The sequence below is a fragment of the Streptomyces sp. NPDC102437 genome, assembly GCF_044765565.1.
Classification (GTDB): domain Bacteria; phylum Actinomycetota; class Actinomycetes; order Streptomycetales; family Streptomycetaceae; genus Streptomyces.
Genome location: NZ_JBIWKI010000016.1, coordinates 19689 through 34646, shown reverse-complemented (window position 1 = coordinate 34646; position 14958 = coordinate 19689). Strand labels below are relative to the sequence as shown.

The following is a 14958-nucleotide window of genomic DNA, read 5'->3' as shown; positions in this document are numbered from 1 at the left end:
CGCGATGTCTGTCGATTCGGTCTTCCCACAGCTCGAAGCTCTGCTCCCGCATGTGCAGAAGCCCATCCAGTACGTCGGCGGTGAGCTGAACTCCACCGTCAAGCCGTGGGACGAATGCGACGTCCGCTGGGCCCTGATGTACCCGGACGCGTACGAGGTCGGGCTTCCCAACCAGGGCGTCATGATCCTTTACGAGGTACTCAACGAGCGCCAGGGCGTGCTCGCCGAGCGCACCTACAGCGTGTGGCCGGATCTCGAAGAGCTGATGCGCGAGCACCGGGTCCCGCAGTTCACCGTGGACAGCCACCGCCCGGTCAAGGCGTTCGACGTCTTCGGGCTGAGCTTCTCCACCGAGCTCGGCTACACCAACATGCTCACCGCCCTGGACCTCGCCGGCATCCCGCTGGAGGCCCGGAACCGCACCATCGAGGACCCGATCGTCCTCGCGGGCGGCCACGCCGCGTTCAACCCCGAGCCGATCGCCGAGTTCATCGACTGCGCGGTCATCGGCGACGGCGAGCAGGCCGTCCTGGAGATCACCGAGATCATCCGTGCCTGGAAGGCCGAGGGCCGCCCCGGCGGCCGCGAGGAGGTGCTCTTCCGCCTCGCGAGGACCGGCGGTGTCTACGTCCCGGGCTTCTACGACGTCGAGTACCTCCCGGACGGCCGGATCGGCCGCGTCGTACCGAACAAGTCGGGCGTGCCGTGGCGGGTCTCCAAGCACACCGTCATGGACCTCGACGAGTGGCCGTACCCGAAGCAGCCCCTCGTGCCGCTCGCCGAGACCGTCCACGAGCGGATGTCCGTCGAGATCTTCCGCGGCTGCACCCGCGGCTGCCGTTTCTGCCAGGCCGGCATGATCACGCGCCCCGTGCGGGAGCGAAGCATCACCGGCATCGGCGAGATGGTCGAGAAGGGTCTCAAGGCGACCGGCTTCGAGGAGGTCGGCCTGCTCTCGCTCTCCTCCGCCGACCACACCGAGATCGGTGAGATCGCCAAGGGCCTCGCCGACCGCTACACCGAGGACAAGATCGGCCTCTCGCTGCCGTCCACCCGCGTCGACGCGTTCAACGTGGACCTGGCCAACGAGCTGACCCGCAACGGCCGCCGCTCCGGTCTCACCTTCGCCCCCGAGGGCGGCTCCGAGCGGATGCGCAAGGTCATCAACAAGATGGTCTCCGAAGAGGACCTCATCCGTACCGTCGCCACCGCGTACGGCAACGGCTGGCGCCAGGTGAAGCTGTACTTCATGTGCGGCCTGCCCACCGAGACCGACGAGGACGTCCTCCAGATCGGCGACATGGCGGTCAACGTGATCGCCAAGGGCCGCGAGGTCTCCGGCCAGAACGACATCCGCTGCACCGTCTCCATCGGCGGCTTCGTGCCCAAGCCGCACACCCCGTTCCAGTGGGCCCCGCAGCTGAGCGCCGAGGAGACCGACGCCCGGCTCACCAAGCTCCGCGACAAGATCCGCGGCGACAAGAAGTACGGCCGCTCCATCGGCTTCCGCTACCACGACGGCAAGCCCGGCATCGTCGAGGGCCTGCTCTCGCGCGGTGACCGCCGCGTCGGCTCCGTCATCCGCGCGGTCTACGAGTCCGGCGGCCGCTTCGACGGCTGGCGCGAGCACTTCAGCTACGACCGCTGGATGACCGCCGCCGAGAAGACGCTGCCCGAGTACGGCGTGGACGTCGACTGGTACACCACCCGCGAGCGGAGCTACGAGGAGGTCCTGCCCTGGGACCACCTGGACTCCGGCCTCGACAAGGACTGGCTCTGGGAGGACTGGCAGGACTCGCTCGACGAGACCGAGGTCGAGGACTGCCGCTGGACCCCGTGCTTCGACTGCGGCGTCTGCCCGCAGATGGACACCAGCATCCAGATCGGCCCGACCGGCAAGAAGCTGCTGCCGCTCACGGTCGTGAAGTAGCCGGTCGCCGCGGGCGCGTCCCCGCAGGTGACAGCTGAGTGACGAAGGCCCGGCCGGGAAACCCCCGGCCGGGCCTTCGCGTCGTTCACGGCATGGACCACGGCAGACACCAGGCCCCGGCGGAGTACCGAGCGACGAGGGCTGCCTGAGATCTCAAGCCCGGTGCCGCCTGGCCGGTCGAGCACCTGGTCGTACGGCCGCTTCACTGGCTGTACCGGGAAGTGCTCACCCCGCTCGGCCATGGCGCTGTCCGGCTGCTCGACAAGCTGGCGCGCGGAATCGCGGCCATCGGGACCGGGCTGTGGCCGGCGGCGGTGTGGCTGGTCGGGACGCTGCTGGTCGCGCCGCTTCACGCGCTGCACCGGCGCCTCCTTTTCCCGCTGGGCCGGGAGATCGCCGCCGCGTTCGGTATCGCCTGGCCCCCGGCATCTGGTCGGCGCGCCCGTGGCCTGGGCCTACCGCACGGTCTGCACACCGGTGGGCCATTTCCTGCGCGATCGGATCTGGGGGCCGGCCGGGCGGGCCGCCGCCGAGGCGGGACGCGCGGCCCGGTCGGCGCTGCGCTCGGCGGGCGAGACCGTACGCCAGGTACGCCGAGATGCGTGGCGTGCCCTGGTCGGCGGTGCCCGGGAGCCCGAGCCCCGGGAACCGGGGACGCGTGTTACGCGTAGGCTGGGTGCTACGCAACAAATAACGACTGTGCCCAGCGCGGCGCCCGAACCAGAGATCTCCTCGCCCGGAGAGAAAGAAGCCGAGCGGGGGTGAGCCGGACCGGACACCCCGGGCCACCCGCATTTCGAGGGCGGCGCGCCACCGCGTCCGCCCCGCACCGAGGAGAAGAACCACTGGGCAAGCGACAGCCCGAAGGCCCGCCGCCCGCACCGGCAGTGCAGCGCATCCGACTGCGCTACACCAAGCGCGGCCGCCTCCGGTTCACCAGTCACCGTGACTTCCAGCGAGCCTTCGAGCGGGCACTGCGCCGCTCCGAGGTGCCCATGGCCTACTCGGCAGGGTTCACCCCGCACCCGAAGGTGTCGTACGCCAACGCCGCTCCGACCGGCACGGGCAGTGAGGCCGAGTTCCTGGAGATCGCCCTCACCGAGGCCCGCGATCCGGCCGTCCTGCGGGACCTGCTCAACGACTCGCTGCCGGACGGTCTCGACATCACCGACGCCGTGGAGGCCCGTACCCCGGGTCTCGCCGACCGGCTGACCGCCTCCGTCTGGGAGCTCCGTCTCGACGGTGTCGCCGTGGCGGACGCGGCCGAGGCCGTGGCCGCGTTCAACGAGGCGGAGACCGTCGAGGTCCAGCGCCGTGCCAAGAACGGTATGCGCACCTTCGACGCCCGCGCCGCCGTGGTCGACCTGCAGGCCCTTGATCCACAGGCTGATAGGCCCGAGGACAGGCCCTGTGCGATACTGCGGCTGGTTGTTCGGCACGTGACACCTGCCGTGCGACCTGACGACGTCCTGTCCGGTCTCCGCGTTGTGGCCGACCTGGCGCCGCCGGTCCCCGCAGCGGTGACCAGGCTGGCGCAGGGGCTCTTCGACGAGGAGTCCGGCACGGTGACCGACCCGCTCGCGCCCGACCGCGAGGCAGCCCCGGCCGCTCCATCAGCGGCCACCGGGACCGCCGTCGCGACGGCGCCGGAAGGTGCAGGTTCCGCGTAAGGCGGTCGTTGCAGCGCAGCCTCCGACTCGGGAGCCTTCCGGTTCGGGCCGCGCGATGACCCATAAGACTTTCGCCAGGCCGTGCGCACCACGCGTTCGGAACCGGCGAGCCAGACATTGAGTTCCCGTGCGGCGCCCGCGCCCCGGACGGCGGAGCCGCGTACATCACGCGGACCGTGCCGGACCGGAACCAGGCGCGGCGCCCGGGAGCCTGACGGGAGAACCGCCCGCATGCCCCAGTCCAACGAACCCGGCGCGACCGGGAACGCCGAAGAGAACAACGCACCCGGAGACAAGCTGCCGCCGCGCCGCAGGCGCCGCGCAGCGTCCCGCCCGGCCGGTCCGCCGGTGGCGGAAGCCCAGGCTTCGGCCACGCCCGCCATACCGGCCGTTGACGCCGCAGTGTCCGAAATGCCCGCCGACGCCGAGAGCGCCGCGACGGCGGAAGCCGCGCCGCCCGCCCGCACGCGCCGTCGTGCGGTCCGCAAGGCGACCGCCCCTGCGGGTGCGCCGCAGGCCGCCGAGGTGACCGAGGCCGCCGCGCCGGCTGCCGAGGTCGAAGAGGCCGCTGAGGTCGTGGAGGCCGCGCCCGCGCGTCCGCGTCGTCGTGCGGTCCGCAAGGCGACTTCCCCGGCGGGTGCGCCGAAGGCCGCCGAGCCGGTTGCCGAGCCCGAGGTTGTCGAGCCCGAGGCCGAGGTCGTGGAGGCCGCGCCCGCGCGTCCGCGTCGCCGTGCGGTCCGTAAGGCGACCGCTCCGGCGGGTGCGCCGCAGGCCGCCGAAGCCGTGGAGATCGTCGAGGAGGCACCGGCCGCCGTCGAGCCCGAGCCGGCCGCCGAGATCGCCGAGCCCGAGCCCGCCGCACCGCGTGGTCGCACCCGGCGCAGGGCATCGGCCCCGGCCGGCGCCCCGCAGCACGTCGAGCCGGTCATGGAGAGCGCCGCGCCCGCGGTCGCCGAGGCGGAAGAGGTCACCGAGCCCGCCGCCGAGGCCGTCGAGGCCCCGCGCGGCCGTCGCCGTGCGGTCCGCAAGGCGACCTCCCCGGCAGGCGCGCCGAAGGCCGCCGAAAAGACCGAGGAGACCGGCGAGAAGCCCGCCGCCGAGAAGCCTGCGGCTGAGCCCGCCGAGCCCGCCGAGCCCGCTGAGCCCGCCGAGGCGGAGGAGGCCGCGCCGCGCGGCCGTCAGCGCCGCCGGGCCACCGCCCCCGCCGGCCGGCCGGAGTTCACGGCCAAGGCCGAGGAGCCCGTACGCAAGAGCCGTCGCGCCGCGCGCCCCGCCGTGGCCGTGTTCCAGGCGCCGGTCTTCGCCGAGCCGATGTTCCAGACCCCGGAGACCGCGGCCGCCGCTGCGGCGGCGTCGCGCTACGAAGAGGTCGAGGCCGAAGAGGAGGCCGAGACGGTCGAGGAGCCGACGGCCACCGTCGAGGCTCCGGCCGCCGAGGCCGCGCCGCAGGGCGTTTCGCGCCGCCGTCGCCGCCGTCGCGGTGAGGCCGCCGAGCCCGAGCAGGCCGTGGCTCCCGTGGAGGAGCCGGCCGAGGAGGAGCTGGAGGCCGAGGTCGAGGCCGAGGGTGAGCACGAGGCCGAGGGCGAGGAGACGGACGAGTACGGGGACCGGCCCTCGCGCCGTCGCCGTCGTGGTGGCCGTCGCCGTCGTCGCGGCGAGGCCGCCGAGGGTGACGAGGCCGCCGAGCAGCACGGCGACGAGGCCGCCGCCGACCACGCCGAGGACGAGCAGGAGCGAGCCCAGGAGCCCGAGGAGGAGGACGAGGACCACGAGGCCGCCGCCGGTTCGAGCAGCAGCCGTCGCCGTCGCCGTCGTCGTCGTCGCAGTGGGGATGTCTCCGCCGACGCCGACAGCGGCACGGACGACCCGGAGCGCACGGTCGTCAAGGTCCGCGAGCCCCGAAAGAAGGAGGAGCGGGAGCCCGGCACCGGCTTCGACGAGGTCCAGTCCATCAAGGGCTCGACCCGTATGGAGGCCAAGAAGCAGCGCCGCCGCGAGGGCCGCGAGCAGGGCCGCCGTCGCGTCCCGATCATCACCGAGGCCGAGTTCCTGGCCCGCCGCGAGGCCGTGGAGCGGGTCATGGTCGTCCGCCAGAACGGCGAGCGCACCCAGATCGGTGTCCTGGAGGACAACGTGCTCGTCGAGCACTACGTCAACAAGGAGCAGGCCACCAGCTACGTCGGCAACGTCTACCTGGGCAAGGTGCAGAACGTCCTGCCGTCCATGGAGGCTGCCTTCGTCGACATCGGCAAGGGCCGCAACGCCGTCCTGTACGCCGGTGAGGTCAACTTCGAGGCGCTCGGCATGGCTCACGGGCCGCGCCGTATCGAGACCGCGCTCAAGTCCGGCCAGTCCGTCCTCGTCCAGGTGACCAAGGACCCGATCGGCCACAAGGGCGCCCGCCTGACCAGCCAGGTCTCGCTGCCCGGCCGCTACCTGGTCTACGTGCCCGAGGGCTCGATGACCGGCATCAGCCGCAAGCTGCCCGACACCGAGCGGGCCCGGCTGAAGACCATCCTCAAGAAGATCGTCCCCGAGGACGCGGGCGTCATCGTCCGTACCGCCGCGGAGGGCGCGAGCGAGGACGAGCTGCGCCGCGATGTCGAGCGGCTCCAGCAGCAGTGGGAGGACATCCAGAAGAAGTCGAAGAGCACCGGCAGCTCCAACGCGCCGACCCTGCTCTACGGCGAGCCGGACATGACCGTCCGGGTCGTCCGCGACATCTTCAACGAGGACTTCTCCAAGGTCATCGTCAGCGGCGACGACGCGTGGGAGACCATCCACGGATACGTCTCGCAGGTGGCGCCCGACCTGACGGACCGCCTGTCGCGGTGGACCTCCGAGGTCGACATCTTCGCGACGTACCGGATCGACGAGCAGCTGATGAAGGCGCTGGACCGCAAGGTCTACCTGCCGAGCGGCGGCTCGCTGGTGATCGACAAGACCGAGGCGATGGTCGTCGTCGACGTCAACACCGGCAAGTTCACCGGTCAGGGCGGCAACCTCGAGGAGACCGTCACCAAGAACAACCTGGAGGCGGCCGAGGAGATCGTGCGCCAGCTGCGGCTGCGCGACCTCGGTGGCATCGTCGTCGTCGACTTCATCGACATGGTGCTGGAGTCCAACCGGGACCTGGTGCTGCGGCGCCTGCTGGAGTGCCTGGGACGCGACCGTACGAAGCACCAGGTCGCCGAGGTCACGTCGCTGGGCCTGGTCCAGATGACCCGCAAGCGGGTGGGCCAGGGCCTGCTGGAGTCCTTCTCCGAGACGTGCGTCCACTGCAACGGCCGCGGTGTCATCGTGCACATGGAGCAGCCGACCACGGTCGGTGGCGGCGGCAAGCGTTCCAAGAAGCGCGGCCGGGGCGTCGACCACGAGCACGTGGCCGAGGCCGAAACCGTGGCGGAGGTCGAGACCGAGGCCGAGGTGGCTGCCGAGGTGGCCGCCCCCGTGGCGCTGCCCGAGCCGGAGTTCGTGCCGGACGAGGAGCTGTACAGCAGCCCGGCCGAGGCCGAGGCGGCCGCCACACGCGGCCGTGGCCGTCGCCGCGCGACCCGCAAGGCAACGGCCCCGGCCGGCGCCCCGAAGGCCGCTGCCGCCGCTGCCCCGGCCGTCGTCGAGCCGGAACCGGTCGTGATCGCGGAGCCCGAGCCGGTCGTGGAGCCGGAGCCGGTCGCCGAGGCACCGGCCCCGGTGGTCGAGGAAGCCCCCGCGGCCGAGGCCCCCCAGGGCCGTACGCGCCGTCGGGCGACCCGGAAGGCGACCGCCCCGGCGGGCGCGCCCGCCCCGGTCGAGCCGGTCGCCGAGGCGCCGGCCGCCGAGCCGGCCGAGCAGCCGGAACCGGTCGTCGAGGCCGCGCAGCCGGAGGCCGCACCCGAGGAGGTGGCCCCCGAGGCCGCCCCGCCGCGTGCGCGTCGCCGGGTGACCCGCAAGGTCACCGCCCCCGCAGGCTCGCCCGCCGGTGCGGACGGGGCGGAGGTCGTCGTGGTGACCGCCACGGCCGAGCCGACGCCCGAAGCCGAGCCGACGCCCGAAGCCGAGCCGACGCTCGACTCCGAGACCGCCGTAGCGGCGGCTCCGGCCAAGAAGGCGGCCCGCAAGACCGCCAAGAAGGCCACCGCCAAGAAGGCGGCCACCAAGAAGACGGCTGCCAAGAAGACCGCCGCGAAGAAGACGACGGCCAAGAAGGCAGCAGCCAAGAAGACGGTTGCCGCCGAGAAGTCGCCGAAGTCCGCCGTCTCGGCCGACGCCGAGAGCTGACCGGCGGCAGGATCACATAGGCAGTAGGTGCGGGTCCCCAGGGGACCCGCACCTACTTCGTGTGCGGGGGGTGGGTGCGGAGTATGCGGGCCAACACCTGGTGCCGTTAACCCCCATGAAACCGCCTGTGAAAAGCCTGATAATGTGACGCGGCTGCCGCCTGACAGGCTGATTCCCGAAGGCCGATCGGCGCGTCGGCCCACTTCAGGCAGAATCAGAAAGCCTCATTGCCTTGGGCGCACTCCCGGGGCATATGAGCGATTTGTGCACAATGTTTCGGTACAGAATCGGCCATGCGCCGGGGCGGCGGTGCCTCATCCGACATTCGCAGGCCCTTGGAGTCATCGCCTCTCAAAGCTCTTGCGGTGTTCAAGGAGGGTGTCCATGTCGAGCGACAACAGGGAAATGATTCCTGCTGCCCGGCCGGTGATCGGCGAGGAAGAGATCGAGGCCGTGGTACGCGTGCTGCGCAGCGGCCGTGTCGTGCAGGGCCCGGAGGTCGCGGCCTTCGAGGAGGGCTTCTCCGAACTGGTCGACGGACGCCACTGCGTGGCGGTCAACTCGGGTACCTCCGCGCTGCACCTCCTGCTGCTCGCCCTCGGGATCGGCCCCGGCGACGAGGTGATCGTCCCGTCGTTCTCCTTCGCGGCCTCCGCGAACGCGGTTCGTCTCGCCGGTGCCGACGTGGTCTTCGCGGACATCGAGCCGGACAGCTTCGGTCTGGACCCGGCTGCCGTCGAGGCCGCCATCACGCCGCGCACGGCCGCGATCATGCCTGTCCACCTGTACGGTCACCCGGCCGCGATGGACGCGCTGATGCCGATCGCGCGGAAGCACGGGGTCGCGGTCGTCGAGGACGCCTGCCAGGCGCACACCGCGGCGATCGGCGGGACGCCGGTCGGTGCCTTCGGCTCCGGTGGCACCTTCAGCTTCTACCCCACCAAGAACATGCACTCCCTCGAAGGCGGCATGGTCACCACCGCCGATGCCGAGGTGGCGCGCACCCTCAGGCTGCTGCGCAATCAGGGCATGGAGCAGCGGTACGCCAATGAGATCGTCGGCGCCAACATGCGCATGACCGATGTCTCCGCCGCCGTCGGGCGCGTACAGCTCGGGAAGGTGCTCGGCTGGACCGAGCAGCGGCGCGCCAACGCCGCGTACCTCGACCGGCACATCAGTGCGCCCAACGTCACCGTCCCGCCCGTTGCCGACGGTGCACGCCACGTTTACCACCAGTACACCATCCGGGTGCAGGGTGACCGTGACGCCGCCATGGCCAGGCTGAGCGAGGCGGGCATCGGCAACGCCGTGTACTACCCGACTCCGATCCACCGGCTGAAGCCGTACTGGGAGCCGGACCAGAAGGCGGGCCGGAACTGGGATCTGCCGCAGACCGAGCGTGCCGCCGCCGAGGTCGTCTCGCTGCCCGTGCACCCCTCGCTGACGACGCAGGACCTCGAGCGCATCGTCGACGCCGTGAACTCGCTGGGAGAGATGCAGTGACCGCAGGACTGAGAGCGGGCCTGATCGGCCTCGGCTCGATGGGCCGCCACCACGCCCGTGTGCTGGCCGGCCTGGAGGACGTGCAGTTGGTCGGCGTCGTCGACCCGATGGGGGACAAGAACGGCTGGGCGCAGGGCGCCCCCGTGCTGGCCACGGTCGACGAGCTCATCTCGCTCGGTATCGACTACGCGGTCGTGGCGTGCCCCACCGCCCTGCACGAGGAAGTCGGGCTCCAGCTGGCCGAGGCCGGCGTCTGCGCGCTGATCGAGAAGCCGGTCGCGGACACCGTCGAAGGCGCCCGGCGACTGGTGGAGGCCTTCGAGGCGCGCGGCCTCGTCGCGGGCGTCGGCCACATCGAGCGCTGCAACCCGGCGCTGCGGTCCATGCGTTCCCGCCTGGAGGCGGGCGAGCTGGGCGAGGTCTTCCAGGTCGTCACCCGTCGGCAGGGACCGTTCCCGCACCGCATCGCCGATGTAGGCGTGGTCAAGGACCTCGCCACCCACGACATCGACCTGACCGGCTGGGTGACGGGTCAGACCTACACCTCGATCTCCGCCCACACCGTGTCGAAGTCCGGCCGCCCGCACGAGGACATGGTCTCCGCGGTGGGCCGGCTCTCCGACGGGACCATGGTCAACCACCTGGTCAACTGGCTGAGCCCGTTCAAGGAGCGGTTCACCTCCGTCACCGGCGAGCGCGGCACGTTCATCGCCGACACCCTCACCGCCGACCTCACCTTCCACTCGAACGCCGCCGTGACCACCGAGTGGGAGGCGCTCCAGGCCTTCCGGGGTGTCTCCGAAGGGGACATGATCCGCTACGCCATCCCCAAGCGCGAGCCGCTGCTGGTCGAGCACGAGCTCTTCAGGGACGCGGTGCGCGGCGACTCGAAGGACATCTGCACCCTGCGGGAGGGGCTCCGCACGGTCGAGGTGGCCGCAGCGGTACTGGAATCGGCGAGGAGCGGACGCACCGTCACGACCTCTGTGGGAGAGCTGGCCACACATGGAACCTGAGAACATCGTCACGTCACGTCCCGGCAGCCGGGGCCGGATCGTCATGCTCGTCGACAACGGGGTGAACGGGGACTCCCGGGTCCAGAAGGAAGCGCGCTCCGCAGCCGACGCGGGCTGGGACGTCATCCTGCTCGGCAAGTCCCCCGGCAAGTCCGAGCAGCACTGGCTGCTCGGCGAGGCTCAGGTCCGGCTGCTGAAGGTGCCCGGACCGATGCAACGCCGGCGGCACGAGTACCGGCGCGCTCCGCTGCGTTCCCCGCTGGCCTATCGCCCGGGGCCGCTCGCCGCCTACCGCAAGCAGAAGATGAAGGCGTGGCGGGCCGACCTCAACGTCCGTCTCATCGAGGCGGGCATGAAGAGGTCCGCGCTGTCGAAGGCCAGGCTGCTCCCGGAGCGGGTCGGCGCGAAGGTGGCCGGCCGCTGGGTCGGTCTGCGTCTGCGGCGTACCCACGCCCTGGAGCAGCGGCGCAAGCGGATGGACTCCCTGCTGGACCGGTTCACCACGGCGTTCTGGAAGCGCGTGATGGGCAAGCGGGCCTGGCGGAAGCTCGACCCCTACCTGCTCGACCTCGACCTCGCATACGGCAAGGTGATCGACGAGCTGAAGCCCGACCTGATCCACGCCAACGACTTCCGCATGCTGGGCATCGGCGCACGGGCCACTCTGCGTGCGCGCGCCGCGAAGCGGGACGTCAAGCTGGTCTGGGACGCGCACGAGTTCCTGCCCGGCATCAAGCCGTGGGACCCGCACCCCCGCTGGCACATCGCGCAGTGCCTCCACGAGCTGTCCTACTCCAAGTACGCCGACGCGGTGACCACCGTCTCGGCGACCCTCGCGGACATGCTGGTCGAGCGGCACGGACTGGCCGAGACGCCCGGGATCGTGCTGAACGCCCCCGACGCGGAGATCTCTCCCGAGCAGGCCGCGGAACCGGTGCCCGATCTGCGCGAGCTGTGCGGGATCGGCCCCGACGTCCCGCTCTCCGTCTACAGCGGTGCGGCGGCCCCGCAACGCGGCCTGGACATCATGGTCGAGTCGCTGCCGCAGCTGCCGGACCTGCACGTGGCGTTCATCGTGCTGCGGCCGAAGTCGCCGTACATGACGGGACTGGCGCAGCGCGCGGAGGAGCTCGGCGTCGCCGACCGGGTGCACATCCTCCCGTACGTACCGCACTACCAGGTCGTGCCCTTCCTGGCGACGGCGGACCTCGGCGTCATCCCGATCCACCACTGGCCGAACCACGAGATCGCCCTCATCACCAAGTTCTTCGAGTACTCGCACGCCCGGCTGCCGTTCGTGGTGAGCGATGTGAAGACGATGGGCGACATGGTCGCGCAGACCGGCCAGGGAGAGGTCTTCAAGGCCGAGGACGTGGCCGACTACGTCCGTGCGGTGAAGAAGGTCCTGGCGGACCCGAAGAAGTACCGGGAGGTCTACGACAGGCCCGGACTGCTCGACCAGTGGACCTGGGAAGCCCAGGCGGCGGCGCTCGACGAGGTGTACACGAGGCTGCTGCCCGGTAGTAAGCGCGCATCCGTCGAGAGACCCACCGAGGTGACCGTGTGACCGGCAGAGCCGATGCCCTCGCTGTTCCTGACGTTACGGTCGTCGTGGCCGTGTACAACACCATGCCCTACCTCACCGAGTGCCTGAACTCGCTCGTGGGGCAGTCCATCGGGCTGGACCGGCTGGAGGTCGTCGCGGTCGACGACGGTTCGACGGACGACAGCGGTGCCGAGCTCGACCGGTTCGCCGAGCGTTTCCCCGGCACGGTCAAGGTCGTCCACCAGGCCAACTCCGGGGGCCCCGCGACGCCGAGCAACCGGGCGCTGGAACTCGCCACCGGCAGATACGTCTACTTCATCGGTTCCGACGACTATCTCGGCGAGGAAGCGCTGGAGCGGATGGTGGCCTGCGCGGACACCAACGGTTCCGATGTCGTCATCGGCAAGATGGTCGGTACCAACGGGCGGTACGTGCGGCAGTCGCTCTACAAGGCCAACGACCCGGACATCAGCCTCTACGGGCCCGAGCTGCCGTTCGCGCTGGCCAACACCAAGCTCTTCCGCCGCGACCTCGTGGAGCAGCACAAGCTGCGCTTCCCCGAGGACATGCCGGTCGGCAGCGACCAGCCCTTCACCATCGAGGCGTGCGTCCGCGCCCGCAAGATATCCGTGGTTGCCGACTACACCTGCTACTACGCGGTGAAGCGCGGCGACGCGAGCAACATCACCTACCGGGCCAACCATCTGGCACGGCTGCGCTGCGCCGCCGCGATCATGGACCGGGCGGCAGAGCTGATCGAGGCCGGACCGAAGCGGGACGCCGTCTTCAAGCGCCACTTCACCTGGGAGCTCTCCAAGCTCATCCAGGCCGACTTCGTCGAGCTCGACGACGAGACGAAGCGGAGCATCTGCGCCGGTATCACTCATCTGGCCGACACCTACCTGACGGACCCGCTGAGCGATTCGCTCCCCGTCAAACTGCGCGCGCGGCTCCGGCTCGCGCAGCGCGGCGCCGTCGACGAACTGTGCCGCGCGATCACCGAGGAAGCCGCGCACGGCGCGCCGCCCTTCCACCTGGAGGACGGCAGGGCCTTCGCCCGCTACCCCGGTTTCCGCGACGCGGGCCTGGAACTCCCCGACCGCTGCTTCGAACTGGTCGGGGAGATCGTTCCCGGCCGACTCGCCAACAAGACCCAACTGGTCGAGTCGGGGTGGGTGCAGACCGGCGAGGAACTGGCGCTGGCACTGACGGTCCGGATCGGCGTCGTCGGCGACACCGGCTCCGCGGTCGTCCGCCTCGCAGAGGGGGCCATGCCCAGCAGCGCCGACAAGGCGCGCGCCCGCCGCCTGCCGGACGGGCACGATCTGCCCCCGGCACAGGGCGAGTTCACCCGCGAGCTCACGGCCGACGGCAACGCCACCCTGCTGCACGCCCGGATCCCGCTCGCTCCACGCAAGGCCAAGCGCGGGGTACGCGTCTACGTCGACGTGGCCGGAGCAACGTATGAGATCCCGGTACGCGGAGACGCGCAGCCCATGCCGCTGGCCCGCAGGTGGCGCGGCGAGGCGGACCCGTACCGTGTCGCGGCACGGCTCAACTCCAAGGGGCGCGTGGTGATCAGCACCGGCCCGCTCCACCCGCCCAAGACATCGCTGGGCTCGCGGCTGCGATCCCGACTGCTCGGCGCCAAGCGTTCCAAGAGGAAGTAATCCATGAACATCTGTGTAGTCGCCCTGGGCAAGATCGGCCTGCCGCTCGCCGTGCAGTTCGCCGCCAAGGGCCACCGGGTGATCGGCGCCGACGTCAACGAGAAGGTCGTCGAGCTGGTCAACTCCGGCGTAGAGCCGTTCCCCGGTGAACACGATCTCGACGTGAAGCTCAAGGAAACGGTCGAGGCGGGCCTGCTCACCGCGACGACGGACACCGCGTCCGCGGTCGCGCAGTCCGAGGCCGTCGTGGTCGTCGTCCCGCTCTTCGTGGACGCGGAGGGCACCCCGGACTTCGGCTGGATGGACTCCGCCACCAAGGCGATCGCCGCCGGTCTCAAGCCCGGCACCCTCGTCAGCTACGAGACCACGCTGCCGGTCGGCACCACCCGTACCCGCTGGGCGCCGATGCTCGAAGAGGGCTCCGGGCTCAAGGCCGGCGAGGACTTCCACCTGGTGTTCTCCCCGGAACGGGTGCTCACCGGCCGGGTCTTCGCCGACCTGCGCCGCTACCCGAAGCTGGTCGGCGGGATCGACGAGGCCTCGGCCGAGCACGGCGTCGCGTTCTACGAGTCGGTCCTGGACTTCGACGACCGTACCGACCTGCCGCGCCCCAACGGCGTCTGGGACCTGGGCACCGCCGAGGCGTCCGAGCTGGCCAAGCTCGCCGAGACGACCTACCGGGACGTCAACATCGGCCTGGCGAACCAGTTCGCCCGCTTCGCCGACCAGCAGAACATCGATGTCCTCAAGGTCATCGAGGCCTGCAACTCCCAGCCGTACAGCCACATCCACCAGCCGGGCATCGCCGTCGGCGGCCACTGCATCCCGATCTACCCGCGGATGTACCTCTGGAACGACCCGTCGGCGACCGTGGTGCGTTCGGCGCGCGAGGCCAACGCGGCCATGCCCGAGTACGCGGTCGATCTGCTGGCCGCCGCCTACGGCGACCTGGACGGGGTGGGCGTGCTGGTGCTGGGCGCGGCCTACCGCGGCGGCGTGAAGGAGACGGCCTTCTCCGGCGTCTTCCCGACCGTCGAGGCGCTCAAGGCGCGTGGCGCGGTGCCGTTCGTCTCCGATCCGATGTACACGGCCGAGGAACTGACCGCGCACGGCCTCGTCCCGCACGAGGGCCAGACCGTCACCGCCGCGATCCTCCAGGCCGACCACGCCGAGTACCGCGAGCTGGCCGCCGCCGACCTCCCGGACGTCCGCGTCCTGGTCGACGGCCGTCGCACGACGGACCCGGCCCGCTGGGAGGGTGTCCGCCGCGTCGTCATCGGCGGCTGATCACCGTACGCACGCGAGGGGCCCCGGCCGACCTGGTGGTCGGTCGAGGCCCCTCGTACGTTCGTTTCCGGTCCGC

8 protein-coding genes are annotated in these 14958 nt (G+C 71.1%); all 8 read left to right on the top strand.

Annotated features, from left to right (window positions below; all coding sequences use genetic code 11):
* Positions 1-4 precede the first annotated feature (4 nt).
* The 8 genes from ACIRJP_RS21455 (at position 5) to ACIRJP_RS21420 (ending at position 14882) form a co-directional block, all read left to right on the top strand.
* The gene (locus ACIRJP_RS21455; RefSeq protein WP_404176352.1) at positions 5-1930 is read left to right on the top strand and encodes a TIGR03960 family B12-binding radical SAM protein; all 1926 of its coding nucleotides are present in this window, start codon (positions 5-7) and stop codon (positions 1928-1930) included.
* An 887-nt stretch (positions 1931-2817) separates the two neighbouring features.
* Positions 2818-3600: a TIGR03936 family radical SAM-associated protein gene (locus ACIRJP_RS21450; RefSeq protein WP_404176350.1), complete on the top strand. Its 783-nt coding sequence runs from the start codon at positions 2818-2820 to the stop codon at positions 3598-3600.
* Between the two features lie 231 nt (positions 3601-3831).
* Positions 3832-7860, top strand: a complete 4029-nt coding sequence (locus tag ACIRJP_RS21445; protein ID WP_404176347.1) for an Rne/Rng family ribonuclease — start codon at positions 3832-3834, stop codon at positions 7858-7860.
* 384 nt (positions 7861-8244) lie between these two features.
* Positions 8245-9363: a DegT/DnrJ/EryC1/StrS family aminotransferase gene (locus ACIRJP_RS21440; RefSeq protein ID WP_404176344.1), complete on the top strand. Its 1119-nt coding sequence runs from the start codon at positions 8245-8247 to the stop codon at positions 9361-9363.
* Positions 9360-10379 carry a Gfo/Idh/MocA family protein gene (locus tag ACIRJP_RS21435; protein WP_404176341.1) on the top strand — a complete coding sequence of 340 codons (1020 nt, stop codon included), beginning with the start codon at positions 9360-9362 and terminating at the stop codon, positions 10377-10379. The genes ACIRJP_RS21440 and ACIRJP_RS21435 overlap by 4 nt, the downstream gene beginning before the upstream one ends.
* Positions 10369-11946 (top strand): glycosyltransferase family 4 protein, encoded by a 1578-nt coding sequence (locus ACIRJP_RS21430; RefSeq protein WP_404176338.1) that lies wholly within the window; start codon positions 10369-10371, stop codon positions 11944-11946. Before ACIRJP_RS21435 ends, ACIRJP_RS21430 begins: the two co-directional genes overlap by 11 nt.
* Positions 11943-13595, top strand: coding sequence for a glycosyltransferase (locus tag ACIRJP_RS21425; RefSeq protein WP_404176335.1), 1653 nt, complete (start codon positions 11943-11945; stop codon positions 13593-13595). Before ACIRJP_RS21430 ends, ACIRJP_RS21425 begins: the two co-directional genes overlap by 4 nt.
* A gap of 3 nt (positions 13596-13598) precedes the next feature.
* Positions 13599-14882: a nucleotide sugar dehydrogenase gene (locus ACIRJP_RS21420; RefSeq protein ID WP_404176332.1), complete on the top strand. Its 1284-nt coding sequence runs from the start codon at positions 13599-13601 to the stop codon at positions 14880-14882.
* Positions 14883-14958 lie beyond the last annotated feature (76 nt).